The following is a 25603-nucleotide window of genomic DNA, read 5'->3' on the forward strand; positions in this document are numbered from 1 at the left end:
AACATGCCTTCATTGTCTGTACGCGGGTCGCTCCTGCTTGTGTGTGCCCTTGCTGTGACTGGCTGCGCCAGCCTGCAGAGCCAGGACCAGATCAACTACGCCCATTGCCGCATGGTGGGCCAGGCTTCCAAGGCCGAAAAATTCGACGTGGTGCTGCAAGAGGCCGACCTGTGCCTTGAGAAGAACCAGCTGAGCCAGCCCATGCAGAGCCTGGTGTACTGGCTCAAATCCGATGCCTACGCCAGCTTCAAGCGTTACCCGGAAGCCATCGCCGCCAAGGAAAAATCCATCGAGTTGGGCCCCAAGCCCGATGCTCGGGCGGTGCTGGACCTGAGCCGTCTGTATCGCGAAGCGGGCAACCCGCAAAAGGCCCTGGAGCTGGTGCAGTCCAACCTTGACAACAACCTGGGCGAGGCGGGCAAGGGCAGTGGTTTCAACATGCCGACCTACTACCACCTGGGCCAGACGCTGTACGACCTGGGTCGCTATCGCGAGGCCGCGGAAGCCTACAGCACCGGCCTGTTGAAGCAGCCCGACTATGCCTGGGCCTTCTACCACCGCGGCCTGGCCTACGACAAACTGGGCCAGACCGACGACGCCCGCGCCGACTTTGCACAGTTCGCCAAGCTGGTGAACCAGAAGTACGTCGAGCCGCAGCACCAGGCCAAGCTGGCCGAGTACAAGATCAAGCTGCCTTGAATGCAGCGTGGTTGATGCAATAAAAAAGGCTCGCCTGATCGCGAGCCTTTTTTTATCCGCGAACGCTGTTCGTCAGTCGTCCGGATTGATGGCGAACTTCAGCTGGTTGCTCTGCAGGTAGACCACCGCTTCACGGCCATGGATATCCACCGGCCGGGCCGACATTGCGTCGTGATCGGTGACTATCTTCGACAACTCCTTGCCCCGCATATCGACCCGCCAGATACAGGCCCGGGGCCCTTGGTTATCGAAGTACAGCACCGGGCGCGTGGTGCTCCAGGTCGGGTTGACGATGGCCCATCCGGCATCGGGCTGTTTCTGCTCGGTGATGTTCTCCGAATGGCTGCCCGCGTTGGCGCGCTCATAGTTCAGGGACAGCTGGCTGCTGTCGCGATTGAGGTCCTGCTCCACCCGTGCCCGGGCGTGCATGAAGGTGTTGGAGCCAACCTGGAACACCTGCTGGGTGCTGGCGGGCGCGCTGCGCGAACCCAGGCGGTAGACCATGCTTTGCTGCAACTGGCCCGCCAGCTGCTCGCGGTAGTAGAACTGGCCATCGACTATCCCGGCGTAGCGCGGCCCCTGGTCGTTGGCCCCGGGATTGGCCCAGCCGGCGAAGGCGATGTCCTGGGCGATGGGATGCAGCCCCGGCTGGTCATCGGCGTACTCATACAGGGTGCCGACATACACCGGCTTGCCCTGCTGATAGCGCCCGACAAACAGCACCACATGCAGCACCCCGGCTATCACCTGGGCATCGACGATCTGCTGGTCGCCCTGGGGCAGGGTGCTGTTGAAGGTGGCCAGGGTGAAGTTCTGCCAGTCGTCCGGGTCATAGACCAGGTACGCCTCGCCGGGAGCCAGTGGGCGCAGTGCGTCCGGGGCGGGCTCGGGAGGAATCGGCAGCGACGTGAGCATTTTCACCTGGGCCCGGTAGACCGACTCCAGGCAATCGGTGTCGGGGCAGGTATTGCGGGTGTTCTTCAACCAGTGGCCTTGCAGCAGGCGGAACACCTGCAAGTGCTTCAGCGCCTGGTAGCGGCGGGTCATCTCCTCGTCCTTGGCGGACAGCGTCGGCGTGGCGCAGACAGTCTTTTCCACTTGGGTCGAGGCCTTGGCGCAGTCGAAGCCGGCGGCCTGCAGATCGGGCGCCAGCGCGAGGCTCATGGCCGCCAGCGAGAGCAAAGGGAGCTTCATCAACACATCCTTGTCGAAAACGGGTCAGGGGGTCTGGAACGTCTGCAGATAGGCCAGCAGATTATCGATTTTTTCCTCATCGCTCAGCCCCCAGAAAATCATCCGGGTACCGGGCACCACGGCCTTGGGGTCTTCCAGGTACTGGATGAGCTTGTCCCGGCTCCAGACAATGCCCGAGGACTTCATGGCCGTCGAGTACTGGTAGTCCGCGGCGCTGCCGGCGGGGCGGTCGATGATGCCATTGAGCTGCGGCCCGAAGGAACTGCGCACCGAAGGCCCGATGTTATGGCAGCCGCTGCACAGGCGCTTGAACAGCTTGGCGCCGGCTTCGGCATCACCGGCCAGGGCCGGGGCGCTGAATAGCAGGGAGTGGAGCAACAGGGTCAGAATCGATACGGCGATGGGCTTCATGGGCGGCCTGCGTGCAGCTGGAATCGGCGGCTATTGGAGCATGAAGCGCATGCCTGGGGGGAGCCTTGCGATACAAGGCTCAGAAGCGCCCACTGATACCCAGCAGCGGGCCCTTCTGGACGATGTCGTAGACAAACCCGTCATGGCGATAATCGACCCCCATGGCCCGGTAGCCGGCCACCGCCGAAAAGCCCGGCAGGAACTCCCAGCCCGCCAGTGCGGCCAGGTCCCAGTCTTCCCGGGACTGCCCGGCGCCCGCCATGCCCCAGGCGGAGAGCCAGAACCGCTCGTTCACGGCGTAGTGCCCGCGCAACCCCGCCATCGCGTCGGCCCAGGTGGCCCTGTCCGAGCCCGACAGGCCCCCGGCCGGCCCACCGTGCAGGGTGATGCTGGTGCTGCTGTACCAGACGCGCACGCCGCCGGCGATGTCCAGGCGATGATCGTCATCCCCCAGCACCTGGTAGCCGCCCCCCAGGAAACCCGAGGCGGTCTTGCTCTGCACCTCAAGCTTGGACGCCAGCGCTCCGGCTGGCAGCCGGTTGCGGGTGTCGGTGTCGATGTACATCAGGTCGGCGAGCACGCTGTAGGGGCCGCGCCGCGCTTCGCCCATCAGCATCACCGACATGTCGACACTGCGCGCGATGTCCGAGAAGTCGGACTTGATGAACTGGGTCCCTGTGCTGCGGTGGCCTACGTGCCCGCGGATCCCGGCGCCCCACACGTACGGGCCGCCGTTGAACCGCCAGCCATCGTCGTCTGCCGCCATGGCCACGGGCGGCAGGCTGGTTCCGGCGGTCGTCAAGGCACCGAGCAGCAGCGCCAGGCGGGTACGCCGGTGCAGCAACGGTGAGTGCGGATGGTCACGGTGGATCATGCTGTTTCTCCGATCAGTGCTGGGTCAGCCCAAGGGCCACGCCTTCGGCTGCGCAGTCCTCGGCAGGCTTCAGGCCGGCCTGCTGCGCTGCCTTGACCTCCTCCTTCGCGGCCGCCAGATCGGCGAGGAATGCCGGATTGCCATGCAGGCTGGCGACCGTCGCGGCCCCCATGATGCGGCCAGCGTCCACGTCGCTCTGCCAGTGGGCGTCGCAGATGATCCGGCTCTGGCCGTATGCCAGGCCACGGGTCATCAGTTCGGTGGCGCGGGCCGGGCTGATCTCGGCCAGGACCAGGCCCCAGGCCCAGCCCGCTGCGGAGTGGCCGGAGGGCCAGGAGCCATCCGTGCGCAGCAGTGGCTCCATGTCCTTGCGGCACGTGCCTTCGTCATGCACCACGAAGGGGCGAGTACGGTTGTAGGCATTCTTTCCGGCGTAGGTGGAGCCCCCCGCATCCGTCAGGGTGCGCTGCATCAAGGTATAGAGATGGGGTGTGCTCTTTTCGCTGATCTGCGTGCCCAGTGCGCAAGAGAAGGTTTTCGCCGGGCCGGGGAATGACAGTTCTGCATCGGTTGCCGCGAGTTTCTCCCGGCTCGAGCCACGCAGCGCCAGCGCCGCACGCCGTGCTTCTTCATCCCGCGCGAGGGCCGCGGAGCCCGGTTTTGGCGGGGCCCCGAGCAAGGCCAGGCGTATAGGCAAGTCAGCCGGTTCAAGGTAGCCTGGCGCCAGCTTGAAGTGCGGGTCGGTGACCTTCGTGGCGGCGTCCTCGGCCAGCGCCCATGCCGACCAGAGCAGGCCGGCCAGGGACAGTGTCACCGCGAAGGGTTCAGGTATTTTTTTCATCGTGCGTTCTCTTTTCTATCCATGACCACGGCTGATCAGAATCGGTACAAGGCGTCCAGATAGGCTCCGGCACCGACCTTTTCCCCCGTCAGCGGGCTGTCACGGGCGTCGGAGACCAGGGCGTAGGTCTTGATGCCACCTTCCAGTGCCAGCTGTGGCTGCCATTGCCAGGTCAGGCCCAGCTTCAAGGTCACGTCGCGCATCCCGCCACCGGGGTGGTATTCATCGAACCGGGTGCGTGCGGCTTGCTGGGCGGTGACGCCGAAGCGGGCCATCATGTCGTTCTCGTTGCTCCAGGTGCCGTACAGCGTCGAGTCCAGGGTCAAGGTCGAAGACAGCGGATAGGTGGTGGCAACCCCAGCTTCCAGGTACGCCGTACGGCCCAGGCTTTCGCCACCGTAATTGCGCCTCTGGCTCGATTGCAGGCCGCGTACGAACAAGCGGCCGGCGGGCAGGATCCAGTACGCTTCTGCCCCCACCAGGGCGGTGCTGTCCAGGTTGCCCATGCCCCGCAGGTAGTCATCACGGCCGTCCAGGGTGTGAATGCGTTCCTTGCGCCCCGGGTCATAACCCACCAGCAGGGCCACGCCGAAAGGCGCCAGCCCCGGCAGATCCCATCGCAGCCCTTCCGGAAAGGCCGCAGTAAAGGTGCCCCAGTCCTGGGTCGGCATAACCGCCTTGAGCTTCAGTGACGGGAAGGCGGCGTAGTGGGAAGCGCCCTGGTACAACGGGCCAACCGCCAAGCCACCGCCTACCTTCACCGATGGCGTGCCGCCTGAATCGGCCGGGGCAGCCTGGGCAGGCGGCACTAGCATCAATGCAAGGGCTGCACTTAGGGAGAACACCACGGGAGACCTGAAAGAATGTGAATGATCCTTGAGTGTCATTGTTCATTTCCTTGGGTGTGAACTCTGTAGTGCAGAGCCATTGCTGAGTTGATCACTAATATTCAACTTGCAGGTGCTGGTATCCGAGGTGAGCGCAGGCCGGTAAACCCCCGGCGCAAGCGCTGGCCTCATTGATCGCCACAGTGCGTTTACAAGTACCGATGGCAGGAGTCCGTCGTTTCGACAAACTTGCACTTGCTCGAATAATCGAATTTACAAATCGACGGGCTCGGGCTGTGGAAAACGCCATTGGCCACTGAGTATTTCGTTACTCGGTCGATAGAGCCTGACGGTGTAGTTCCAGCCGGGTGTCGTAACCAGGCAATTGACGACCTTGGCCTCGCAACCCCCGAACTGGATGACAATTGAACCATCGGCACTTTTCTTGGCAGTGAGGTTGTTCAGCGAATAGGCGTCATAGGGGTTTTTCTGAAAGTACCCGTCGACGTTGTAAACACTCACAGACCAGAAACTCTTGACCGGTACCTGTTCAACCTTGAGCCGGTAGACGGTTTTTCCATCGTTGTGCGGCAATACTGCTCCGAGGTAGATGGCGTCCCTGCTCGGGTTGCCGCCCCAGCCCGTTGCGGTTCCGATCAGGTGGCGCACCGGATCGACCCTGCCTTTCGGGCCAAAGGACTGGTTGTAGTCGGGAAGGGTCGAACCCAGAACAGCCAGGGCATCACGCACTTTTTTCTGGCTCGCCTGATCCCACTTCGGAACCACGAACTCCCCGTGCCTGGCCTGGCTGACCTGGATGGCGTCCTGCAGCGCATGCACCTGCTCGAGGTCTTTGCGATCCGTGGGGTCGAAGAACAGGCGGATAGCGACAAATACATAGCGTGTGCCGATGTCCTCTTTCGCCAGCGTATGGGGACCGGGCCCATAAATGACTGCCGGCACGTAGTGATCTTCGTTGACCACTTGCATCGACATGAACCTCTCACCGGCTTCAGGCAAGGTGACAGTCACCGGGCCGGCATCGAGATCGAACACCGCTGACGAGTAAAGCGTGTCCCTGTTCATGCGGATGACATCCTGAGCGTCGATGGCAACCGCTTCGCGGCTGTGAACAAACCGCCCCAAGCCTCCACTCTTCACACTCTTGCCCATGTAGAGGTCGGACTCGGCGCGAGCAAAGTTATCGACATTTACCCGCACCGGCGCATCAGCGGATGACTGAGCGTGTGCACTGGCAAAAGTGGCCAGCGTCAGGGCGACGATGCAGGCCGTGGATGAATCGGGCATGTAAACCTCTAGCTCTTTTAAGTGGGCATTACCTTTTCAGACTTTATAAGAACACCCTGCTGGAAACTTGCCATTTGGTGCCAAAAGCACAACAGGCAAGTACCGCGAAGTGGGTTATTTGAAGGCGCCCGATAGTGGGGCGGGAGGGTCAGGCAAAGAGGTTAACGATCATCTTCCAAGAGCGAGCGGTAGCGCGACGGCGAACTTCCGGTCCAGCGCTTGAAGGCTCGGGTAAAGTGCGCCTGATCACTGTAGCCCACCATGTAGGCAATCTCGGTCGCGGTGTATTTGCCGCTGGCAATCAATTGCAGTGCTTCGCTGCGACGGGTTTCGTCACGCAGGTCTTCGAAGTCGATGCCGCAGTACTTGAGGCGACGCTGTAGCGTTCGGGAAGACAAGCCGATGTTTCTTGAAATAGCGGTAAGTTTGGATCGATCCTGATCCGCGATCCGTTCGATCAGCACACCGGCGGCTTGCGCGGTCGACTTCAAGGCCTCGGTGACTTTCCAGGCGTCATCCCGGGCAGGTTGCAGTGGGGTGTCGAGCAGCTCACGGTCGAATTCGATCATGTTGTGCTTCGCGTTCATGTGCAGATTCGGCCCCAGGTACTCCTCCAGCGCCTCATCTCCTCGCTCCCGCGGGTTTTGCAGATGCACCCGTATGGCGCAAGGCTCGCCGGACATGAGCGGCACTTTCCTCAGCAGCGCCAGAGTGCCGAGAATGACCTGCTTCGGATCAGCCCCGTGCTGCCCGGTGAATTGCTGGATCAGCTTCGTCGTACGGCCTTCGGTAACGATTCTTACGTCACTTCCTTGATGCAGTAAGTCCGTATGGATCGCTGCCACTGCGCACGCCTGGGCAAGGTTGGTCGAACCCAGGATCAACCCGCCCCAGGCGCCGAGTGAGCGTACTTCGATCAGGTGCCCCACCGTTGCACCCGCGAAGGGGTCCTGTGCGACCGCGGCCATTTCATTGGCGATGTGAAAACAGGTCGCTCGCGGCACCCAGGCATCCGGGTATTGAAAAACCTGCGGGGAAATCCCGTAACGCCGGAAGAACTCCAGCGGCGACACCCCGCGCATGCTCAGGTAGGGCGCTATTTGCTGAAGCGTGCTGAGTTTGATGGAGGGCGTTGCATGGGTCATGAGCGTTTGCACCTGGTTCAAAGGCCGTGCACGTGAGGAACGTCCGAGTCCGCAGGAAACACTAGCGCAAAACACCTGCCGGAGTCGTGCTGGCGATGTGCATTAAACACGAAGGACGTTGTGCTTGTGGGACTTGCGAAGAAGGGTAAGGGGGGCTGAAGCGCAGTGATGCCGGGTCCAGCAAGGTGCTGAAGGCATCGGGAGAGGATTGTTTGACCCTGGAAACAACAAAGCCCTCGCATCGCTGCGAGGGCTTTGTTTTGTATGGTGCCGGCACCAGGAGTCGAACCCGGGACCTACTGATTACAAGTCAGTTGCTCTACCAACTGAGCTATACCGGCGTGTCAGGGCGACGATTATAGCGATTGGCGGGCTTCTGTAAACCCCTGAAATCTGACTATTTTTGCGAAGCGCTCAGGGCCGCGTCCGCTGGCAAACGATTGGCTGGCCCTCCTCAGGAGCCTTGCGCTATCGATTCGGCGAGGATGCACAGCAACTCGAACATCAGGGTCGCGCCCACCAGGGCGGTGGCGCCGCCGACGTCGAAGGGCGGCGAGACTTCCACCACGTCGGCGCCGACCAGGTTCAGGCCGCGCAGGCCGCGGATCATCTGCTGGGCCTGGAGGGTGTTCATGCCGCCGATCTCCGGGGTGCCGGTGCCGGGGGCGAAGGCCGGGTCGAGCACGTCGACGTCGAAGCTGATGTAGGTCGGGCCGTCGCCCACCACGCGCCGGGCTTCGGCCAGGGTGGCTTCGACGCCGATGTCGGCGAACTCTTCCATGTGGATCACGCGAATCCCGCAGTCCCGGGCGAAAGCCTCGTCGTCGGCGCTGTAGATCGAACCGCGAATGCCGATCTGCACCGTGCGCTTGGGGTCCAGCAGGCCTTCTTCGATGGCGCGGCGAAAGGGCGTGCCGTGGGTGTAGAGGTTGTCGCCGAAGTAGCGGTCGTTGGTGTCGGAGTGGGCATCGAAGTGCACCATGCCGATGGGGCGGTGGCGGGCCAGGGCGCGGAAGATCGGCAGGGTCACCAGGTGGTCGCCACCCACCGCCAGGGGCACGGCGCCGGCCTGGTGCAATTGGCTGAAGAAACCTTCGATCTGTTTCAGCGAATCCAGCAGGTCGATGGGGTTCACCGGTGCATCACCCAGGTCACCGACCCGGACCAGGTCATAAGGGGCGATGCGGCTGACATGGTGCACCTTGCGCATCAGGCTCGACTGGTTGCGCACCTCCCGCGGGCCGTGGCGGGCACCGGCACGGTTGGTGGTGCCGCCGTCCCAGGGCACGCCCACCAGGGCGATCTGCACCTGGGCCGGGTCGTTGAACAGCGGCAGGCGCATGAAGCTTGGAATGCCGGCGAAGCGTGGGACCAGGGCGGCATCCACGGGTTGGGGAAAGGGCTTGGACATGGCGGGGTTCCTTGTTCGCTGTGAAGGATTTATTCGGTGGCGCTGCGCAGTGCCGGTGCCGCCCGGCTTGTCAGGCTGACGCCGACAAAGGTCAGCAGGCTGACCCCGAGCCCGTAGTAGATCGGGGTGTTGGCGAGAATGCCGTCGCGGACCATGAACGCGATCACCGTCAGGCTGCCGGTGAGCATGCAGGCGATGGCGCCCCTGGCCGAGGCGCGGCGCCACAGCAGCGCGCCCATGATCGGCACCAGCAGGCCGCCCACCAGCAGGTTGTAGGCGATGCTCAGCCCGGCGATCACGTCGTTCACCAGGCACGCCATCAACAGCATCGCCGCCCCCAGCCCGAGGGTGATCCAGCGGCTGCTGGCCAGGTGGTTTTCCCCGCCCCGGGTAAGGAAGCGGCTGTAGATGTCTTCCTTGAGCACCGTGGCCGAAGCCAGCAGGCAGGCGCTGGCGGTGGACATGATGGCGGCCAGGGCAGCGGCCACCACCAAGCCGCGCAGGCCGGCGGGCAACACGCTGCGGGTGATTTCGGCGAAGGCGTTTTCCGCCACCGCCAGGTCCGGCAGCAGCAGCTTGGCGGCGGCTCCCACCAGGGCGCAGGCGGCGCCATAGAACATGCAGTAGATCCCGGCGCCGAGCCCGGCGTAGCGCACCACGCTTTCACTGCGGGCGGTGAACAGCCGCTGCCAGATGTCCTGGCCGATCAGGGCGCCGAAGAAGTACAGCAGGAAGTAGGTGAGGATGGTGTCCAGGCCGATATTGCCCAGCTCGAAGAAGCCCGCCGGCAGGTTGGCCTGCAAGGCTTCCAGGCCGCCGGCCTGGCCCAGGCTCATGGGCAGCAGGACGCCGAAGATCCCCAGGGTCATGATCACGAACTGGATGATGTCGGTGAGGGTCAGCGACCACATGCCGCCGATCACCGAGTAGAAGATCACCAGGCCGCCTCCGCAGAGGATCGCTGTGATCCGCGGGATCTCGAACACCACTTCGGTGATCGAGCCGATGGCGATGGTGGCGGTCACCGCCACCATCAGGTCGTAGGCCACCATCACGCAGCCACCGATCAGCCGCGAGGACGCCTGGTAGCGCTGCTCTAGGATCTGGGTCACGGTAAAGACCCGCAACTGGGCGATCTGCCGGGAGAACACCAGGCTCAGCACGATGATCCCCAGGCCCAGCATGAACACCAGCCACAGCCCGGAAATGCCGTAGCTGTAGCCCAGGCGCACCGAGCCTATGGTGGAAGCGCCGCCGAGCATCACCGCCGACAGCGTGCCCAGGTACAGGGCCGGGCCCAGGCGGCGCCCGGCCACCAGAAAGTCATCCTGGTTTTTCACTTTGCGCATGCCCCACCAGCCGAGGCCGGCCATCAGCAGGACGTAGATCGCCATTACCAGATAATCGAGTGCCATAACCGTCGCTTCCTTTTGTTTTTGTTGTTGAAGGCAGGTCGGCGCAGCGTAGGTGGCAGGGGTTGCCGGGTACATCCCGGCGGGCACAAGCTGGCTTGTGTTTTGTGGAAAGTGCCTGGGTGGCAGTGAAGGCTGCGGGCACTCGGCCGATAGCCTGTGCGGGCCCGGTGGCCGCCTCAGTCAAAGGAAACTTCAGTGATGAATCTCGCAACTCCCACCCTGCTGGCCGCGTTGGCGTTGCTCGGCGCTTGCAGTGCCAAACCGGTACAGCCCTATTCGGAACCGCCCCTGAGCGTGCCGACCGCGCAGTTGCGGGTGATCACCAACGGCGAGGTGCGCGGGGACGCCTATGCCGGGTGCCTGGGGGACAGCAAGCGCCTGGCCAAGGCCGGGCGTTTCGGCAGCGATCAACAGGCCAACATCAACTACCCGCAGTTCCCGGTGCAGCCCCGGCAGATCGACATGCTGCCCAGGTTCGCGCCGAAACTGCCGGCCTACGCAGGGGCGATCCGCAGGGGCGAGGGCGCCTACAACGAGATCGCCACCGAGTACCGGGTACCGGCGGGCCGGCCTTTCCTGCTGGAAGGCGGGGGCGTGGCGGCAGGTGGCTATGGCAGCACCTACAGCACCTGCCCTGAGGTGAGGAAGGTGGTGCTGTTCGAGCCGGGCAAGAGCTACGAGGCCTATGTCGGTCTGAACTACATCCCCCAGGCGAACGGCGAAACCGCAGCCATGTGTGCCTTTGCGGTGTACCAGTTGTTGCCCCTGGGCAAGCCGGGAGCGGTCATGCCGATGGCGGTCCAGGCCAAGCCGCCGGTGGACAGCAAGTGCCCGGGTAGCTGAGCCGTTGGAGGGTAGCCCCGGCCTGGGGTAGCAGGCCGGGGGTGATGGCTTGTCTAGGCCTCCCAGCCCGCGTCGCGCACCGCCTGCTGCACCAGCGGGTGCAGTTCGGCCCCTTGCTGCTCGGTCTGCCAGGCCAGCAGTTCCTTGCGCATGCCTGGGGTCCAGAACATCTGCATGTGGTTGCGCACGCTGAGCACGGCCTGTACCTGGTCCGGCTCATTGGCGAAGTACGAGGCGATCTGGTTGGCCATCTTGATCAGGTTGGCGGTGCTCATCGGCGCACCTCCGCCTTGCCGCCCCGGGAGCGGCCACGCTTGTCCAGCAGGCGATGCTGCTCTTCGCTGAATGCCTGGTAGCGCTTCTGCCATTCGGAAGGGTGGTAGACGCGGCTGACTTCCACCGCGGTGACCTTGTATTCCGGACAGTTGGTGGCCCAGTCGGAGTTGTCGGTGGTGATCACGTTGGCCCCCGACTCGGGGAAGTGGAAGGTGGTGTAGACCACCCCCGGTGCCACCCGTTCGGTGACCCGGGCCCGCAGCACGGTCTGCCCGGCGCGGCTGCCGATGCCCACCCAATCGCCTTCGTTGATGCCCCGGCTCTCGGCATCGGTGGGGTGGATTTCCAGGCGGTCCTCGGCGTGCCAGGCGACGTTGTCGGTACGCCGGGTCTGGGCGCCGACGTTGTACTGGCTGAGGATGCGGCCGGTGGTCAGCAGCAGCGGGTAGCGGCCATTGACCTTCTCGTCGGTGGGCACGTAGCCGGTGAGCATGAAGCGCCCCTTGCCACGCACGAACTCGTCGATGTGCATGGTCGGCGTGCCGTCAGGCGCGGCGTCGTTGCACGGCCATTGCAGGCTGCCGTGGCGGTCCAGGCTGGCGTAGCTGACGCCGGTGAAGGTCGGGGTCAGGCGGGCGATCTCATCCATGATTTCCGAGGGATGGCTGTAGTGCATCGGGTAGCCCAGGGCCGCGGCCAGGGCCAGGGTGCCTTCCCAGTCGGCCTTGCCGCCCAGCGGCTCCATGACCTTGCGCACCCGGGAGATGCGCCGTTCGGCGTTGGTGAAAGTGCCGTCCTTTTCCAGGAACGAGCTGCCCGGCAGGAACACGTGGGCGAACTTGGCGGTTTCGTTGAGGAAGATGTCCTGCACCACCACGCATTCCATGGCCGACAGGGCCGCGGTCACGTGCTGGGTGTTGGGGTCGCTCTGGGCGATGTCCTCGCCCTGGCAGTACAGGCCCTTGAAGCTGCCGCCCAGGGCTGCTTCGAACATGTTTGGAATGCGCAGCCCGGGATCGGCCTGCAGGGTGACGTTCCAGGCCTGCTCGAACTGCTGGCGCACCGCCTGGTTGGAGATGTGCCGATAGCCCGGCAGCTCGTGGGGGAAGGAGCCCATGTCGCAGGAACCCTGGACGTTGTTTTGCCCTCGCAGCGGGTTCACGCCCACCCCTTCGCGGCCGATGTTGCCGGTGGCCATGGCCAGGTTGGCGATGCCCATGACCGAGGTGCTGCCCTGGCTGTGCTCAGTGACCCCCAGGCCGTAGTAGATCGCCGCGTTGCCGCCAGTGGCGTAGAGGCGGGCGGCGGCACGGATATCGGCGGCGGGCACGCCGCAGATGGCGCCGAGCACTTCCGGCGAGTTGTCCGCGCGGCTGACGAAGGCGCTCCACAGGGCGAAGGCCTCGGGCTCGCAGCGGGCGCTGACGAACTCCTGGTCGACCAGCCCTTCAGTGACTATCACATGTGCCAGGGCATTGAGCATGGCCACGTTGGTGCCGGGGCGCAGGGCCAGGTGCAGCTCGGCGCGGGCGTGCACCGAGTCCACCAGGTCGATGCGCCGCGGGTCGATGACGATCAGCTTGGCCCCTTCACGCAGGCGCCGTTTGAGCTGGGAACCGAACACCGGGTGGGCGTCGCTGGGGTTGGCGCCCATCACCAGGATTACGTCGGCCTGCATCACCGAGTCGAAGCTCTGGGTCCCGGCGGATTCCCCCAGGGTCTGCTTGAGGCCGTAGCCGGTAGGCGAGTGGCAGACCCGGGCGCAGGTGTCGACGTTGTTGTTGCCGAAGGCCGCCCGCACCAGCTTCTGCACCAGGTAGGTTTCCTCGTTGGTACAACGGCTGGAGGTGATGCCGCCGATGGAATCGCGGCCATATTTGAACTGGATGCGCCGCAGTTCGCTGGCGGCGTAGGACACTGCTTCGTCCCAGCTGACTTCCTGCCAAGGGTCGCTGATGTGCTTGCGGATCATCGGCTTGGTGATGCGGTCCGGGTGGGTGGCGTAGCCCCAGGCGAAGCGGCCCTTGACGCAGGAGTGGCCGTGGTTGGCCTGGCCGTTCTTGTCCGGAACCATGCGCACCAGCTGGTCGCCCTTCATCTCGGCGCGGAACGAGCAACCCACGCCGCAGTAGGCGCAGGTGGTGATCACCGCCCGCTCCGGCTGGCCCATCTGCACCACGCTCTTTTCCATCAGGGTGGCGGTGGGGCAGGCCTGCACGCAGGCGCCGCAGGACACGCATTCGGAGTCCAGGAAGTTGTCGCCACCGGCCGCCGCAACCCGGGATTCGAAGCCGCGGCCGCTGATGGTCAGGGCGAAGGTGCCCTGGGTTTCCTCGCAGGCGCGCACGCAGCGGTTGCAGACGATGCACTTGCTCGGGTCGTAGTCGAAGTAGGGGTTGGAGGTGTCTTTCTGATCCTGCAGGTGGTTGGCGCCGTCATAGCCGTAGCGCACTTCCCGCAGGCCCACCTGGCCGGCCACGGTCTGCAGTTCGCAGTTGCCGTTGGCCGAGCAGGTCAGGCAATCCAGCGGGTGGTCGGAGATGTACAGCTCCATCACGTTGCGGCGCAGGGTCGCCAGTTTCGGCGTTTGCGTATGCACCACCATGCCTTCGCTGACCGGGGTGGTGCAGGAGGCCGGGTAGCCGCGCATGCCGTCGATCTCCACCAGGCACATGCGGCACGAGCCGAAGGCTTCCAGGCTGTCGGTGGCGCAGAGTTTGGGAATGGTGGTGCCCATCAGGGCCGCGGCGCGCATCACCGAGGTGCCCTGGGGCACGCTGATGCTGCGCCCGTCGATGTTCAGGCTGACCTGCACCTGGCTGTCGCGGGCCGGGGTGCCGAAGTCCACGGCATTGAGATCGATGTCTGTGGCTGGGTCGAAAATACTGATCATTGCTCGGCCTCCGAGGACGCCAGACCGAAGTCGGCGGGAAAGTGCTTCAGGGCGCTGGCCACCGGGTAGGAGGTCATCCCGCCCAGGGCGCACAGCGAGCCGTATTGCAGGGTGTCGCACAGGTCCTTGAGGATCAGCGCCTGCTCATCGCGGCGGCCTTGATCGGGAGCGGCCAGCAGGCGATCGATGACCTCCACGCCGCGGGTCGAGCCGATGCGGCACGGGGTGCATTTGCCGCAGGATTCCTCGGCGCAGAACTGCAGGGCGAAGCGCGCCATGCGGGCCAGGTCCAGGCTGTCATCGGCCACCACCACACCGCCGTGGCCGAGCATCGCGCCCATGGCGGCGAAGGCTTCGTAATCCAGCGGCGTATCGAACTGCGAAGGCGGTACCCAGGCGCCCAGGGGGCCACCGACTTGCGCCGCCTTCAGTGGCCGGCCACTGGCGGTGCCGCCGCCATAGCCTTCCACCAGCTCGCGCAGGGTCAGGCCGAAGGCCCGCTCCACCAGACCGCCGTGGCGCACGTTGCCCGCCAGTTGGAAGGGCATGGTGCCCAGGGAGCGGCCCATGCCGTAGTCGCGATAGAACGCCGCGCCCTTGGCCAGGATCAGCGGCACCGAGGCCAGGGTCAGCACGTTGTGCACCAGGGTCGGCTGGCCGAACAGGCCTTGCAGCGCCGGGATCGGCGGCTTGGCGCGGACGATGCCGCGCTTGCCTTCCAGGGAGTCCAGCAGGGCGGTTTCCTCGCCGCAGATATAGGCCCCGGCACCGACCCGCACTTCCATGTCGAAGGCCTGGCCGCTACCGCCGGCGTTGGCCCCGAGGTAACCGGCATCCCGGGCGATGTCCAGGGCCTCGCGCAGGGTCGCCACGGCCTGGGGGTATTCCGAGCGTACGTAGATGTAGCCGTAGCTGGCGCCGACCGCGAGGCCGGCAATGGCCATGCCTTCGATCAGCAGGAACGGGTCGCCCTCCATCAGCATGCGGTCGGCGAAGGTGCCGGAGTCGCCTTCGTCGGCGTTGCACACCACGTACTTCTGCTGCGGCGGCGTGTCGCGCACGGTGCGCCATTTGATCCCGGCGGGGAAGGCCGCGCCGCCGCGGCCACGCAGGCCGGAGTCGAGCACCGCGGCCACGGTCTGCTCGCCGCCCAGGGCGATGGAGCGGGTCAGGCCCTCGAAGCCGCCGTGGGCCCGGTAGTCGGCCAGGGACAGCGGCCGGGTAATGCCGGCGCGGGCGAACAGCAGGCGTTGCTGGTTCTTCAGGTAGGGCAGGTCTTCGACCCGGCCCAGGGCCAGGGGATGGCTGGCGGCATCGCCTTGCAGGGCGTCCAGCAGCGCCGGTACGTCGGCGGCGCCCACCGGGCCGAAGCCCAGGCGCCCGTCCGGGGTGTCGACTTCCAGCAGCGGCTCCAGCCAGTACAGGCCACGGGAGCTGGTGCGTTGCAGTTGCAGCGGTAGCTGGCGCTGTTCGGCCTGGGTGGCGATGGCCTTGGCCACTTCATCGGCGCCCACGGCGCGGGCCAGGGAATCACAGGGCAGGTAGAGGCTGGGCATCACGCGTCCTCCCGGCAGCTGTCGAGCAGCGCGTCCAGGCGCTCTGCGCTCAGGCGTGCATGCAGCTGGCCATCCAGCTCCAGGGCTGGCGAGCAGGCGCAGGCCCCCAGGCAATATACCGGCCGCAGGCTGATGTTGCCGTCGGCGCTGCTGCCGTGGTCGTCCAGTTGCAGGCGCTCGCGCAGCTGCGCCGCCAGTTGCTCGGCGCCGCGGCTCTGGCAGGATTCGGCGCGGCACAGGCGCAGGATGTGCCGCGCCGGCGGCGAGGTACGAAAGTCATGGTAGAAGCTGATTACCCCGCGAACTTCGGCCTGGCTCAGGTTGAGGCTGTGGGCTATTTCCGGGATGGCGGGATCGGGGATGTAGCCGAGCTCTTCCTGGATCTGGTGGAGGATCGGCAGCAGCGCGCCCGGGGAGTCTTTGTGGCGCTCCAGCAGGCGTTGGATCAGAGGCAGGTGCAGTGTTTCATCAGGCATACAGCATTCCTCACGGTCACGGACGCACCTGGTGGTTGTCGGCTGTCCGAAAGTGTCGGCTGCGGCGCTGGTTGCCGCGTCACGGTAGCGCGGCGTTTCAGGCCGTTGGCCATGCACCCTGAATGGGCATCTTGTTGTACCCGGCGCGGTCGTTGCCGCACCTGTTCAGGGCATAAAGGGCAGCTTGACACGCTGCTTCTGGTTCATCTGCACGAAAGCGACTTGTTCGGTTCCATCTACGACCACCCATTGAGTCTAGAAGAGCCTGGGCAACCGGGTGGGCGAGCGGGGCACTATCGGATAAAACGCGGGGAGTGAGGGATGACTTCGGTCAGCTCGGAAGCGAATAGCCAGGGAGTAGGGTGGGCCCCGTGGCGAGGGAGCAAGCTCCCTCGCCACGGGCGCTAGGAGCGGGCGCGGCGCTGGGCGGCGTACTGCAAGGCCAGGCGGCCCATGAGTACCAGCAGGGTCAGGCCGATCAGCAGCACCGAGATCGCCGCCACGCTGGGGTCGACGTTATCGCGCAGGCCGCTCCAGATCCGCCGCGGCAGGGTGTTGACGTCGACACTGGTGATGAACAGGGTCACCGCCACTTCCTCCCAGGACAGGGCAAAGCTCAGCAGCGCGGTGGAGAAGATCCCCAGCTTGAGGTTCGGCAACATCACCAGGAAGGCGGTCTGCATCAGGCTCGCCCCCAGGTTGCGCGAGGCCAGCTCGATGCGCCGGTCCACCTGGCTCAGGGCCACCAGCATGGTCACCACGCCGTAGGGCACCACCATCACCACGTGGGCGATCACCACCCCGGGCAGGGTGTCGTAGCCCCAGCCCGGGGCGATGCGCCCGAGGTTGGTTTCCATGAAGTACAGCACCAGCGCCGAGATCACCGGCGGAATGGCCATGGGCAGCAGCACCAGACCGATCAGCAGGGTTGCCAGGCGCGAGCGCAGGTACCAGATGCCGAGGCTGAAGCTCACCGCCAGCAAGGTGGCGATCAGGCTGGTGGCGCTGGCGATGGCCAGGCTCTGGCCGATGCTCGACAGCCAGTCGGGGTTGCTCAGCAACGCCTCGTAGTGACGCAGCGACCAGTTGCCCTCGGGCATCGACAGGTAGCGCTTGGCGGTGAAGGACACCGGGATCACCGTCAGCAGCGGGAACAGCATGAAGGCCATGGCGACCACGGCGATCAAGCGGGTACTCAGGGCAGTGCGATGTGTATTCATAGTGATCTCAACCCACCAGTCGATTGACACGGGTGATGCGCATCAGCAGCCAGATCAGCGCGCTGACCAGGGTCAGCAGCACCAGGCTCAGGGCCGCGCCCAGGCCCCAGTTGCTGGTCTGGAACATCTGCAGGAACACGTATTCGGCAATCATCACCGTCTGCCCGCCGCCCAGCAGCACCGGGGTGATGAAGAAGCCCAGGCAGAACACGAAGACCATGATGAAGGCCCCCAGCAGCCCCGGCAGGGTCTGCGGCAGCAGCACCTGCCAGAAGGTGCGCAGGGCGCCGGCCCCCAGGCCGCGTGAGGCCAGCAGCACCCGTTGATCCAGCTGGCGCATGCTCGACAGCAGCGGGAACAGGGCATAGGGGATCATGAAGTGCAGCATGCCGATCACCACCCCCAGTTCGTTGCGGGTCAGTTGCAAGGGGTGATCGATCCAGCCCAGGGACAGCAGGCTGTCGTTGACCACGCCGTTGCTGCGCAGGGCGATCAGCCAGCCGAAGGCCCGCACCAGCACCGAGATCCAGAACGGGATGAACACGCAGATCTCCACCATGCGCTGCCAGAACGGCGGGCTGAACACCCAGCAGTAGGCCAGCAGGTAGCCGATCACCAGGGCCAAGAGGCTCACGATCAGGCACAGGCGCAGGGTGCGCAGGAGCATGTCGTGGATCGCCGGGTCGGTTGCGATGCGCTGGTACTGCCCGAAGCCTGTCTCCGGCAGGGTGAAGCTCCAGCTCACCACGCCGAAGAACGGCAACAGATAGAACACCACCAGCAGCAGCGGCAGCGGGAACAGCAGCAGGCTGCGTTCCAGGCGTGCGGTTCGGGTTGCACTCATGGTCGGCGGCTCATTTGGACAGGTGGGTCAGGTACTGCTCCAGGGTGCTGGAGTAGTGGTCGGCGTACCACTGGGTGTCGAGGAAGATCTGCTTCTTCATGTTGGCTTCGGAGGCGCAGTTGATCTCCCGCTGTTCGGCGCTCATCAATTGCTGGGTGGCGGCGTTGGACGGGCCGTTGCCCAGGGCCTCGAACAGCTTCAGTTGCCCGGCCGGCTGCAAGGCGTGCTGGATGAACTGCATGGCCGGTGCGGTGCCCGCGGGGTTGTCCTTGAGCACGCCCCAGCTGCTGGCGTTGAGGAAGGCATGGTCGAAGCCCCACTTGATGCGGCCGCCGCTGTCTTCGTGGAGCAGGGTGGCGCGGGTGTGCCAGATGGCGCCCATGGAGGCTTCGCCTTCGATCATCAACTGCTGGCTTTCGGCGCCCGAGCCCCAGAACGACAGGACATGGGGCTTGAGCTCATCGATCTTGCGCAAGGCCCGGGGCACGTCCAGCGGGTACAACTGCTCGGCGGCCACGCCATCGGCCAGCAGCGCGGCTTCGAGCATGCCGTTCATCCACTTGTAGAGGGTGCGCTTGCCGGGGAATTTCTCCACGTTCCAGAAGTCCGCCCAGTCCTTGGGGCCGTTGTCGCCGAACTTCTGGCTGTCCCAGGCGATCACGTAGCTGAACAGGTAGCCGGCGATGCCGTGCTCGTGGGACAGCGACGGCGCCACCAGGTCCCGCTGCACCACGCTGTAGTCCAGGGGTTGCAGGACCTTGTCGCGGCCCAGGGTCATGGCGCTGTAGCTGTCCACGTCGACCACGTCCCAGCTCGGCCGGCCGCTGGCCAGCTGCGAACGGATGGCCCCTTCGGTGGGGCCGGCGCCGTCGATGCGCACCGGGATGCCGGTGCTCTTGGTGAAGCTGTCGGTCCAGGCGCTGCGAAAGGCATTGAGTGCGTCGCCGCCCCAGTTGACCACCACCAGGGGCTTGTCGGCGGCCCAGCTGATACCGCTGCGCAATGCCAGGGGCACCGCCGCCAGCAGGCCCATGGCCTGGAGGAAGGTGCGGCGGCTGACCTGCCCGCCGCGGGCTTTTTCGATGAGGATTTCAATGCAGTCGCGTTGATGGTGCTGGCTCATGGGGCAAGTCCTCGCGAGGCCGGTGCAGGGCGCGCCGGCCGATTATTGTTATGGGAGAGCTGTGCGCGATGGGGGAGCGGCCGGCTCAGGCTTCCAGCAGGAAGCTGTGGCGTACCGGCCAGCTCAGCCACACCGGGGTGCCGCTGGGCAATCGGGCGCCGGGGTGATCGCCGGGCACCGAGAGGTTTACCGGTGCCAGTTCCGGGCTGATGTTCAGCGCCAGGTGGGTGCTGGAGCCCTGGTACACCCGCTCGCCGAGGCAGGCGGGCAGCACATTGTGTTCGCCGGCTTGCGGGCGCTCGGTGTGCAGGGTCATGTGTTCCGGGCGTACCGCCAGCAACTGCGGCTGGTTGCTGATTTCCCCGTTTGTGGTGGCCTGCAACGGGCTGTCGCCAAAGCGTCCGCTGGCCTGGCTGCCGTTACGGGAAATGCCCTGCAGCGGGAACAGGTTCATCTTGCCCAGGAACTCGGCGACGAAGCGGTTGCGCGGGCGGTCGTAGATGGTTTCCGGGGTGTCGATCTGTGCCAGCCGCCCCTGGTTGAAGATGGCGATGCGGGTCGACAGCGCCAGGGCTTCACCCTGGTCATGGGTGACGAAGACGAAGCTGGTGCCGACCTGGCGATGAATGCGTTGCAGCTCGGTCTGCAGTTGCTCGCGCAGGTTCTTGTCCAGGGCCGAGAGCGGCTCGTCCAGCAGCAGCATGTCCGGCTCGAACACCAGGGCCCGGGCGATGGCGACGCGCTGTTGCTGGCCACCGGAAAGTTCGGACGGCTTCTTGTTCAGGTGGGCGCCCAGGCCCACCACTTCGAGGATGTGCTTGACCCGGCGCTGGCGCTCCTCGGCTTTCACGCCTCGGATGCGCAACGGGTAGGCGACGTTGTCGGCCACGCTCATGTGGGGAAACAGCGCGTAGCCCTGGAACACCATGCCGTAGTTGCGTTTTTCCGCCGGCCGCCGGCTGATGTCCACACCGCGCTCCAGCAGCTTGCCGACGCTGGGGGTGAGGAAGCCCGCGAGGATCATCAACAGGGTGGTCTTGCCTGAGCCCGAGGGGCCGAGCAGGGTGAGGAATTCGCCTTGGCGAACGTCGAGGTCGATGCCGTCCAGGGCAGTGAAGTTGCCGTAGAACTGGCTGATTCCTTGGGCGCTGAGTTGAGTCGAGGGACTGCTGGACACTACGGAGATCTCCCGCAAAGCCGGCCTGCGCTATGGAATTTTTATTGTCGGAACAGCAGGCGGTCGGCTCATTATTGTGAAAAGCAACGCCACATCAATGGAATAATTTTTGTCTCATTGGTGAGTGAAATTTCCCAGTCGCGAGCGCCTCAGGGTTCGCCGGAGGGGGCGTCCGAGATGTGCTGGGCGCTGGTCTGCAACTGGTTCTTCAACCAGGCGCTGAAGGCCTGGACCACCGAGCGCTCGGCCTTGGCCGGGTCGATCACCAGGAAGTAGCCGCGCAAGGCGCTGATGCTGATGTCGAACGGGCGCACCAGCAGGCCCCGGGCCAGGGCGTCGCCACTGAGCAGGTTGTCGCCAATCGCCACGCCCTGGGCGGCGATGCAGGCCGACTGGGCACAGTGCGCATCGGAGAAGGTGATGCCGCTGTCGGCGTTGACCTGGCTGGCGCCCGCCGCTGCCAGCCAGACCCGCCAGTCGCTGGTGTCGCTCATGTGGATCAGCGGGAAGTCCTTGAGGTCCAGTGGGGTCTTCAGGCCGCCGATGGCGTTGATCAGGCGCGGGCTGCACACCGGCGAGAAGCGCAGGGTAACGATCTGCTCCACCAGCAGCCCCGGCCAGTCGCCGATGCCATAGGCGATGAACAGGTCGGCTTCGGCGTCGCTGGTGTCGTCCTGGGAGCGCGGGCTGACCACCTGCAACTGCACCTGGGGGTACTGGCGCAGGAAACCGTTGATGTGATTGCACAGCCAGAAACTGGCGAACCCCGGGTTGCAGCTGATGCGCAGTTTTCCGGACACCGACAGGCCGTCGAAACGCCGCCCGGCGTCCTGGATGTCGGCCAGGATGCGCCGCACCTCCCGGGCATAGCACTGGCCCTGGTAGGTCAGGCCGATGCCGCGCCCGACCCGTTCGGTGAGGGCAAAACCCAGGCTCTGTTCCAGGCTGATGATCTGGTGGCTGATGGCGCTGCGGGTCAGGCTCAGTTGCTGGGCGGCAGCAGTGACGCTGCCCAGCCGGGCGACCGCGTCGAGGGCGCGCAGGGCGGTGATCGAGGGGTAGCGCATACAACCTCCGGGTCAAGGGAACCTGTGTTCGACGGCGTTCGTATTCCGCACATAGTGCGGCGCAGTATGGGCCGACCTCTCGGCAAACTGGTCAATTTACTTTGACATTGCCGCCTAAAAAATTCGATTGATGTAATCGGTGCTTCACCAATACTGAGCCTCGATCCGGCCTGTAGCCGACCGGACAAGCCTAATAACAACAAGAGGTCCCGCAGGCCGAGTGGGGGCGCTGTGGCGTCCTGGCGCCGGCCGGCCGGAACCTGGATAACCAGGAGTGCCGCGGATGTCCCGTTACAAAGAATTCGCCATGGATTGGGTTGAGCGCCACCGCCAGCAACTGTCGGACTGGCACCAGATCATCTGGCATTACGCCGAGCCGGCCTTTCGTGAATACAAGTCCAGCGCCTGGTACGTGCAACTGCTGGAAGCCGAGGGCTTCACCGTCGAGCGCGCCAGCGGCGGCATGCCCACGGCCTTCTGCGCCACCTTCACCCAGGGCCAGGGACCGCTGCTGGCCACCTACGGCGAATACGATGCGGTGCCTGGCAACTGCCAGGCGGCCACTACCCGCAAGCAGCCGCGCGATGGTCTGTCGCGCTTCGCTCCGGGGCACACCGACCCGCACTCGGCCCTGGGCATCAGCGCCCTGGGCGGGGCCCTGGCGGCCAAGGCGACCATGGTGGAATTCGGCCTGCAGGGCAGTATCAGGTTCTTCGGCGAGCCGGCGGAAAAGCTCCGCGCCTCCAAGCCGGTCCACGCCGCCAAGGGCTACTACGATGACCTGGATGCCGCCATCAGCTTCCACCCCACCTACATGTTGCCGCTGAACAACACCACCACCTGGGACACCCACTGCGGCATCGCCTACGCCTACATCTACAGCTTTACCTGCGAGGATCCGCAGAACTGGATCGCCGCCGATCGCTACAGCCCGATCCCGCAGAACCATCTGGCGGCCCGGGCGCCGGGGGCCAACGACGCCCTGGTGCATTTCTACACCCTGAACGAAAGCCTGCGCCGTTCGACCCTGCCGTTCACCGGCCTGTGGAGCTACAACGAGGCGATTCTCACCGCCGGCCAGGCCACCGCGGACAACCTGCCGCCGCACCTGTCGCAGATCCAGTACCTGCTGCGCTGCGATTCCATCGAGCAGGCCGAGACCATCTCCCAGGTCATGGACAACAACGCCGCAGCGGCCGCCATGGCCACCGGCTGCCGCTGGAAAAAGACCTGGGTGTGCAAGTCCCGGGGCGGCCTGCCCAACTACGTCATGGCCCAGGTCACCTACGACAACCTGGCGGCGGTGGGTGCTCCACAGTGGGACGAAGAAGCCCGGGAGATCGCTCGGGAAATCCAGCGCAACCTTGGCCTCGAAGCCATGGAACGGCCATTTCTGCCGGCCACCGAAGCCTTGATCGAACCCCAGGAATGCGAGCGCCAGATGCGCCTGCAAATGCCCGCCTGGCAGAACTACCTGACCTCCGATGACTACCCGGAATACACCTGGCACTGCCCCACCGTGCGCCTGCTGGTGGCCCGGCCGATGCTCAGCGCGCCAGCTGGCACGGTCTATCCGGACTGGGTGTCCAACGCCCTGGGCGGCATCCGCCAGACCATCGACCCGATGATCGAAGTGGCGGCCAAGACCATTGCCGCGACCCTGGTGGACCTGCTGACCGACGAGGCGTTGCTCAGCGCGGCCAAGGCCGAGTTCGTCGAGCGCACCGGTGGCGGTATCGGCGGCAGTCGCTGGCAGGCGCCGCTGCTGCCCAAGGACTTCCAGGTGCCCCACGACTTCCGCTGGCCGGAGTACATCAGCACGGCCCGAGGCGAAGAGTGGTGGATTCCGGCGCGGGCCGATGAGTAGCCGCCGCTATCAGGCCCTTGCCTGAGATCGTCCCATGGCACCTGGGCGAATGGCGTTATGCCTGTTCGCTCAGGTGTTTATGCACAACGGATGGGTTGCCAGGGCCGGGAACTGTCGAATTTGTGGAGCCGTTCTCATCTTTATGCAACTGGCTGTTTTTTCGGGCTTTTATTTTGTGAACAAAAAATGACCAGTCCGTGAAGGTCATCCAAGGCCAAGCAATCCAAGGCTTTGCCAGAATTCCATCAACAGACTTATCCACAGGTCGCGACAGCCTGTCGCACAAGCGCACAGCATGCTCATCGAGCCAATGGCGCACGGACGCCTGGAGGCTCAATCGAGCACGCTGTGGTTATGCCGTTGTGCTGTGCTCGGGTCGGTACCTATTCCGCCTTTGTGGCCGGGATGGACATTTCATGACGGAACAGGTTGTTGGGGTCAATTGAGGCCTTCAGGTTGCAAAGTGTGTTGATGAGTGGTGTGTTCCAGCCGTAGTACAAGTTCAACCAGTCGGGGTCTACAGCGCCTGTAGCGGTGTACTTCATATCGACATCGGGGTAGTTGATGTAGCAGCCATCGTAGGCGGGTCTTTTCGGCTTGCCGCCGTGTACGGCATTGAAGATGTTGCGAATCCAGGCTATTTGCACCGCGTCATCGGCAGCGTTGGTCCAGTACGTCTGGTATTGGGCTTTAAGCAGTGAGCTTCTTTGAGGAACGGCAGTTGTTCCCATGCCCTTTTTATTGATCGCCCCGCCGTAGGAGTCGATCTGTACCAGCGACTGGCTGAAGCGTTTGTCTGGCGTGGCTTCGGTCAAGTGCGTCAGCAACGCGTTGCAGGCCTGCTCGGAGAACTGTTCGACCTGATAGTCAGACTTGTATTTGCCCCGCTGATTGTTGCCCGAGCCGTTGATCATTTGAGTGACGTACAGCCAATCCATCGCCGTGTGTTCAGCCACCGCCCCTTTGAACTTCCTGCCGGCAAGCGGGTGCCTGAGCGGTGCAATGTTGGGTGCGATGAAACCGTCATGGAGAGTCGGCGTGATGCCCGCCGCGGCATTCATCTTGCTGATGAAGTCGTTGAGCGGTACATCGTTTGCGCCGCCGACCAGGCCATTGGGACCGGTGTATTGGATCGCCAGCACCACATGGTCGGAGGTATCCACATGGTTCAGTTTCAGCAGGGTGAACAATCCACCATTGCCAACCCCTTCCACTGGGCTGGTCGCGGCGGCGTCGTTATCCGAGAACCATTGCCAATAGGCCCGCAGGAAGTTCGAGAAGTTGGGAATCAGCTCTTTCCACGGGTAGGCCAGGGGAATCCAGTAGGCTTGTTGCGGGGCTTGGGGCAGTTGGTCGAAGTAGTAGCCGATGATGATGCCGAAGTTGCCACCGCCGGCCCCGCAACAGGCGGTAAACAATGCCTTGTCTTCGTTCGATGGACTGTCTGCGCGAACATGCCGGAACTTAAGTTGCCGCGAGTTTTCCACAGGCACAAGAATGTCGACGCCGGTTACCCAGTCCACGGTCAAGCCCTGAAGGCGCGATAACAAACCGTAACCGCCGCCGCTGATGTGCCCGCCCAAACCGACCGAATAGCATGAGCCACCAGGAATGGTGCGCCCGGCCTGCTTGTACAGCGACAGGTAACCGTCCCAGTTCTGATTGCCGGTTAATGCCATGAATCGATACTTCTTGTTCTGGTTGTCCCAGGGAGATGTGATGGATTGGCTCTCTTCGTACTTCAGGCCTTTCATTTCACCGATGTCGATAATTGCCAGGCTTTCTGTCTCGCCGCTTAACTTGTTGGAAACAAAACCCTCGTAGCAGTGGCCGCCACTGCGCACCGTGATGCGATAGCCGTCACGCAGTGCCGTATTGGCTGCGGCCAGAACTTCATCGGGTGTCGTACACACATAAATCCGCTTTGCGCCCTGTTCGATACTGGGCGGCCAGCGCAAGTTGAACCCCTTTTGCAGGGTTTCGTAGGTGTGTGACTGAGGGTCTATGACGTTCATGAGTAACTCCCTGTATGTGTGTTGGGACTTGGCGACTTCCTGTCGAAAAATGACCGCTTTAGTTGCGCCAGAGCTGTGGCTTGAGTGCTGCTGGTGTCCAGCTCGCCTTAGAGACTAGTAG

Annotated in this window: 22 protein-coding genes and 1 tRNA gene; 3 read left to right on the forward strand and 20 right to left on the reverse strand. The window is 64.3% G+C overall.

Features of this window, described 5'->3' with window-relative positions; all coding sequences use genetic code 11:
• The first annotated feature begins 3 nt into the window (after positions 1–3).
• Positions 4–699: a tetratricopeptide repeat protein gene (locus PFLCHA0_RS01605; RefSeq protein WP_011058694.1), complete on the forward strand. Its 696-nt coding sequence runs from the start codon at positions 4–6 to the stop codon at positions 697–699.
• A gap of 72 nt (positions 700–771) precedes the next feature.
• Here PFLCHA0_RS01605 and PFLCHA0_RS01610 read toward each other — a convergent pair whose 3' ends face one another.
• From PFLCHA0_RS01610 to PFLCHA0_RS01655, 10 genes are all read right to left on the reverse strand, one after another.
• A complete protein-coding gene (locus tag PFLCHA0_RS01610) occupies positions 772–1893 on the reverse strand; it encodes a lysozyme inhibitor LprI family protein (protein WP_015633795.1) in 1122 nt (373 codons plus the stop codon).
• Positions 1894–1917: 24 nt separating this feature from the next.
• A complete protein-coding gene (locus PFLCHA0_RS01615; RefSeq protein WP_011058696.1) occupies positions 1918–2304 on the reverse strand; it encodes a c-type cytochrome in 387 nt (128 codons plus the stop codon).
• A 79-nt stretch (positions 2305–2383) separates the two neighbouring features.
• Positions 2384–3178, reverse strand: a complete 795-nt coding sequence (locus tag PFLCHA0_RS01620) for a hypothetical protein (RefSeq protein ID WP_015633796.1) — start codon at positions 3176–3178, stop codon at positions 2384–2386.
• Between the two features lie 13 nt (positions 3179–3191).
• A complete protein-coding gene (locus PFLCHA0_RS01625) occupies positions 3192–4019 on the reverse strand; it encodes an acid phosphatase (RefSeq protein ID WP_015633797.1) in 828 nt (275 codons plus the stop codon).
• 35 nt (positions 4020–4054) lie between these two features.
• The gene (locus PFLCHA0_RS01630) at positions 4055–4906 is read right to left on the reverse strand and encodes a MipA/OmpV family protein (protein ID WP_015633798.1); all 852 of its coding nucleotides are present in this window, start codon (positions 4904–4906) and stop codon (positions 4055–4057) included.
• A 213-nt stretch (positions 4907–5119) separates the two neighbouring features.
• Positions 5120–6154 (reverse strand): DUF1254 domain-containing protein, encoded by a 1035-nt coding sequence (locus PFLCHA0_RS01635; protein WP_015633799.1) that lies wholly within the window; start codon positions 6152–6154, stop codon positions 5120–5122.
• Between the two features lie 161 nt (positions 6155–6315).
• A complete protein-coding gene (locus PFLCHA0_RS01640; RefSeq protein WP_015633800.1) occupies positions 6316–7299 on the reverse strand; it encodes a helix-turn-helix domain-containing protein in 984 nt (327 codons plus the stop codon).
• Positions 7300–7564: 265 nt separating this feature from the next.
• A tRNA-Thr gene (locus tag PFLCHA0_RS01645) sits at positions 7565–7640 on the reverse strand.
• Positions 7641–7753: 113 nt separating this feature from the next.
• Entirely contained in the window at positions 7754–8710 is a 957-nt protein-coding gene (speB, locus tag PFLCHA0_RS01650) for an agmatinase (protein ID WP_015633801.1), read from the reverse strand.
• 29 nt (positions 8711–8739) lie between these two features.
• Positions 8740–10125 carry a sodium:solute symporter family protein gene (locus PFLCHA0_RS01655; RefSeq protein WP_015633802.1) on the reverse strand — a complete coding sequence of 462 codons (1386 nt, stop codon included), beginning with the start codon at positions 10123–10125 and terminating at the stop codon, positions 8740–8742.
• Between the two features lie 198 nt (positions 10126–10323).
• Here PFLCHA0_RS01655 and PFLCHA0_RS01660 point away from each other — a divergent pair, with 198 nt between their 5' ends.
• Positions 10324–10968, forward strand: coding sequence for a hypothetical protein (locus tag PFLCHA0_RS01660; RefSeq protein WP_015633803.1), 645 nt, complete (start codon positions 10324–10326; stop codon positions 10966–10968).
• A 53-nt stretch (positions 10969–11021) separates the two neighbouring features.
• Here PFLCHA0_RS01660 and PFLCHA0_RS01665 read toward each other — a convergent pair whose 3' ends face one another.
• The 9 genes from PFLCHA0_RS01665 to PFLCHA0_RS01705 all read right to left on the reverse strand — a co-directional run bounded on the left by PFLCHA0_RS01665 (position 11022) and on the right by PFLCHA0_RS01705 (position 21600).
• Positions 11022–11243 carry a formate dehydrogenase subunit delta gene (locus PFLCHA0_RS01665; protein ID WP_011058705.1) on the reverse strand — a complete coding sequence of 74 codons (222 nt, stop codon included), beginning with the start codon at positions 11241–11243 and terminating at the stop codon, positions 11022–11024.
• Positions 11240–14137, reverse strand: a complete 2898-nt coding sequence (gene fdhF, locus PFLCHA0_RS01670; protein ID WP_015633804.1) for a formate dehydrogenase subunit alpha — start codon at positions 14135–14137, stop codon at positions 11240–11242. The genes PFLCHA0_RS01665 and fdhF overlap by 4 nt, the downstream gene beginning before the upstream one ends.
• A complete protein-coding gene (locus PFLCHA0_RS01675) occupies positions 14134–15693 on the reverse strand; it encodes a formate dehydrogenase beta subunit (RefSeq protein ID WP_015633805.1) in 1560 nt (519 codons plus the stop codon). Before PFLCHA0_RS01675 ends, fdhF begins: the two co-directional genes overlap by 4 nt.
• Complete coding sequence (locus PFLCHA0_RS01680) at positions 15693–16169, reverse strand: formate dehydrogenase subunit gamma (RefSeq protein ID WP_015633806.1); 477 nt, start codon at positions 16167–16169, stop codon at positions 15693–15695. The genes PFLCHA0_RS01675 and PFLCHA0_RS01680 overlap by 1 nt, the downstream gene beginning before the upstream one ends.
• A gap of 404 nt (positions 16170–16573) precedes the next feature.
• A complete protein-coding gene (locus PFLCHA0_RS01685) occupies positions 16574–17389 on the reverse strand; it encodes an ABC transporter permease (RefSeq protein WP_015633807.1) in 816 nt (271 codons plus the stop codon).
• A 7-nt stretch (positions 17390–17396) separates the two neighbouring features.
• A complete protein-coding gene (locus PFLCHA0_RS01690; protein WP_015633808.1) occupies positions 17397–18233 on the reverse strand; it encodes an ABC transporter permease in 837 nt (278 codons plus the stop codon).
• A 10-nt stretch (positions 18234–18243) separates the two neighbouring features.
• Positions 18244–19356 (reverse strand): ABC transporter substrate-binding protein, encoded by a 1113-nt coding sequence (locus PFLCHA0_RS01695; RefSeq protein ID WP_015633809.1) that lies wholly within the window; start codon positions 19354–19356, stop codon positions 18244–18246.
• An 85-nt stretch (positions 19357–19441) separates the two neighbouring features.
• Positions 19442–20533, reverse strand: coding sequence for an ABC transporter ATP-binding protein (locus PFLCHA0_RS01700; RefSeq protein WP_015633810.1), 1092 nt, complete (start codon positions 20531–20533; stop codon positions 19442–19444).
• A 149-nt stretch (positions 20534–20682) separates the two neighbouring features.
• The gene (locus tag PFLCHA0_RS01705; RefSeq protein WP_011058712.1) at positions 20683–21600 is read right to left on the reverse strand and encodes a LysR substrate-binding domain-containing protein; all 918 of its coding nucleotides are present in this window, start codon (positions 21598–21600) and stop codon (positions 20683–20685) included.
• 283 nt (positions 21601–21883) lie between these two features.
• Here PFLCHA0_RS01705 and PFLCHA0_RS01710 point away from each other — a divergent pair, with 283 nt between their 5' ends.
• Positions 21884–23467, forward strand: a complete 1584-nt coding sequence (locus PFLCHA0_RS01710; protein ID WP_015633811.1) for a zinc-binding metallopeptidase family protein — start codon at positions 21884–21886, stop codon at positions 23465–23467.
• Between the two features lie 383 nt (positions 23468–23850).
• Here PFLCHA0_RS01710 and PFLCHA0_RS01715 read toward each other — a convergent pair whose 3' ends face one another.
• Complete coding sequence (locus PFLCHA0_RS01715; RefSeq protein ID WP_015633812.1) at positions 23851–25482, reverse strand: BBE domain-containing protein; 1632 nt, start codon at positions 25480–25482, stop codon at positions 23851–23853.
• Between the last annotated feature and the right edge of the window lie 121 nt (positions 25483–25603).

The sequence above is a fragment of the Pseudomonas protegens CHA0 genome (genome assembly GCF_000397205.1).
GTDB classification, from domain to species: domain Bacteria; phylum Pseudomonadota; class Gammaproteobacteria; order Pseudomonadales; family Pseudomonadaceae; genus Aquipseudomonas; species Aquipseudomonas protegens.

Bases quoted from the DNA above. Each gene is read 5' to 3' on its own strand.
- PFLCHA0_RS01605 (WP_011058694.1), top strand. From the start codon at position 4: ATGCCTTCATTGTCTGTACGCGGGTCGCTCCTGCTTGTGTGTGCCCTT.
- PFLCHA0_RS01610 (WP_015633795.1), bottom strand. From the start codon at position 1,893: ATGAAGCTCCCTTTGCTCTCGCTGGCGGCCATGAGCCTCGCGCTGGCG.
- PFLCHA0_RS01615 (WP_011058696.1), bottom strand. From the start codon at position 2,304: ATGAAGCCCATCGCCGTATCGATTCTGACCCTGTTGCTCCACTCCCTG.
- PFLCHA0_RS01620 (WP_015633796.1), bottom strand. From the start codon at position 3,178: ATGATCCACCGTGACCATCCGCACTCACCGTTGCTGCACCGGCGTACC.
- PFLCHA0_RS01625 (WP_015633797.1), bottom strand. From the start codon at position 4,019: ATGAAAAAAATACCTGAACCCTTCGCGGTGACACTGTCCCTGGCCGGC.
- PFLCHA0_RS01630 (WP_015633798.1), bottom strand. From the start codon at position 4,906: ATGACACTCAAGGATCATTCACATTCTTTCAGGTCTCCCGTGGTGTTC.
- PFLCHA0_RS01635 (WP_015633799.1), bottom strand. From the start codon at position 6,154: ATGCCCGATTCATCCACGGCCTGCATCGTCGCCCTGACGCTGGCCACT.
- PFLCHA0_RS01640 (WP_015633800.1), bottom strand. From the start codon at position 7,299: ATGACCCATGCAACGCCCTCCATCAAACTCAGCACGCTTCAGCAAATA.
- speB (WP_015633801.1), bottom strand. From the start codon at position 8,710: ATGTCCAAGCCCTTTCCCCAACCCGTGGATGCCGCCCTGGTCCCACGC.
- PFLCHA0_RS01655 (WP_015633802.1), bottom strand. From the start codon at position 10,125: ATGGCACTCGATTATCTGGTAATGGCGATCTACGTCCTGCTGATGGCC.
- PFLCHA0_RS01660 (WP_015633803.1), top strand. From the start codon at position 10,324: ATGAATCTCGCAACTCCCACCCTGCTGGCCGCGTTGGCGTTGCTCGGC.
- PFLCHA0_RS01665 (WP_011058705.1), bottom strand. From the start codon at position 11,243: ATGAGCACCGCCAACCTGATCAAGATGGCCAACCAGATCGCCTCGTAC.
- fdhF (WP_015633804.1), bottom strand. From the start codon at position 14,137: ATGATCAGTATTTTCGACCCAGCCACAGACATCGATCTCAATGCCGTG.
- PFLCHA0_RS01675 (WP_015633805.1), bottom strand. From the start codon at position 15,693: ATGCCCAGCCTCTACCTGCCCTGTGATTCCCTGGCCCGCGCCGTGGGC.
- PFLCHA0_RS01680 (WP_015633806.1), bottom strand. From the start codon at position 16,169: ATGCCTGATGAAACACTGCACCTGCCTCTGATCCAACGCCTGCTGGAG.
- PFLCHA0_RS01685 (WP_015633807.1), bottom strand. From the start codon at position 17,389: ATGAATACACATCGCACTGCCCTGAGTACCCGCTTGATCGCCGTGGTC.
- PFLCHA0_RS01690 (WP_015633808.1), bottom strand. From the start codon at position 18,233: ATGAGTGCAACCCGAACCGCACGCCTGGAACGCAGCCTGCTGCTGTTC.
- PFLCHA0_RS01695 (WP_015633809.1), bottom strand. From the start codon at position 19,356: ATGAGCCAGCACCATCAACGCGACTGCATTGAAATCCTCATCGAAAAA.
- PFLCHA0_RS01705 (WP_011058712.1), bottom strand. From the start codon at position 21,600: ATGCGCTACCCCTCGATCACCGCCCTGCGCGCCCTCGACGCGGTCGCC.
- PFLCHA0_RS01710 (WP_015633811.1), top strand. From the start codon at position 21,884: ATGTCCCGTTACAAAGAATTCGCCATGGATTGGGTTGAGCGCCACCGC.
- PFLCHA0_RS01715 (WP_015633812.1), bottom strand. From the start codon at position 25,482: ATGAACGTCATAGACCCTCAGTCACACACCTACGAAACCCTGCAAAAG.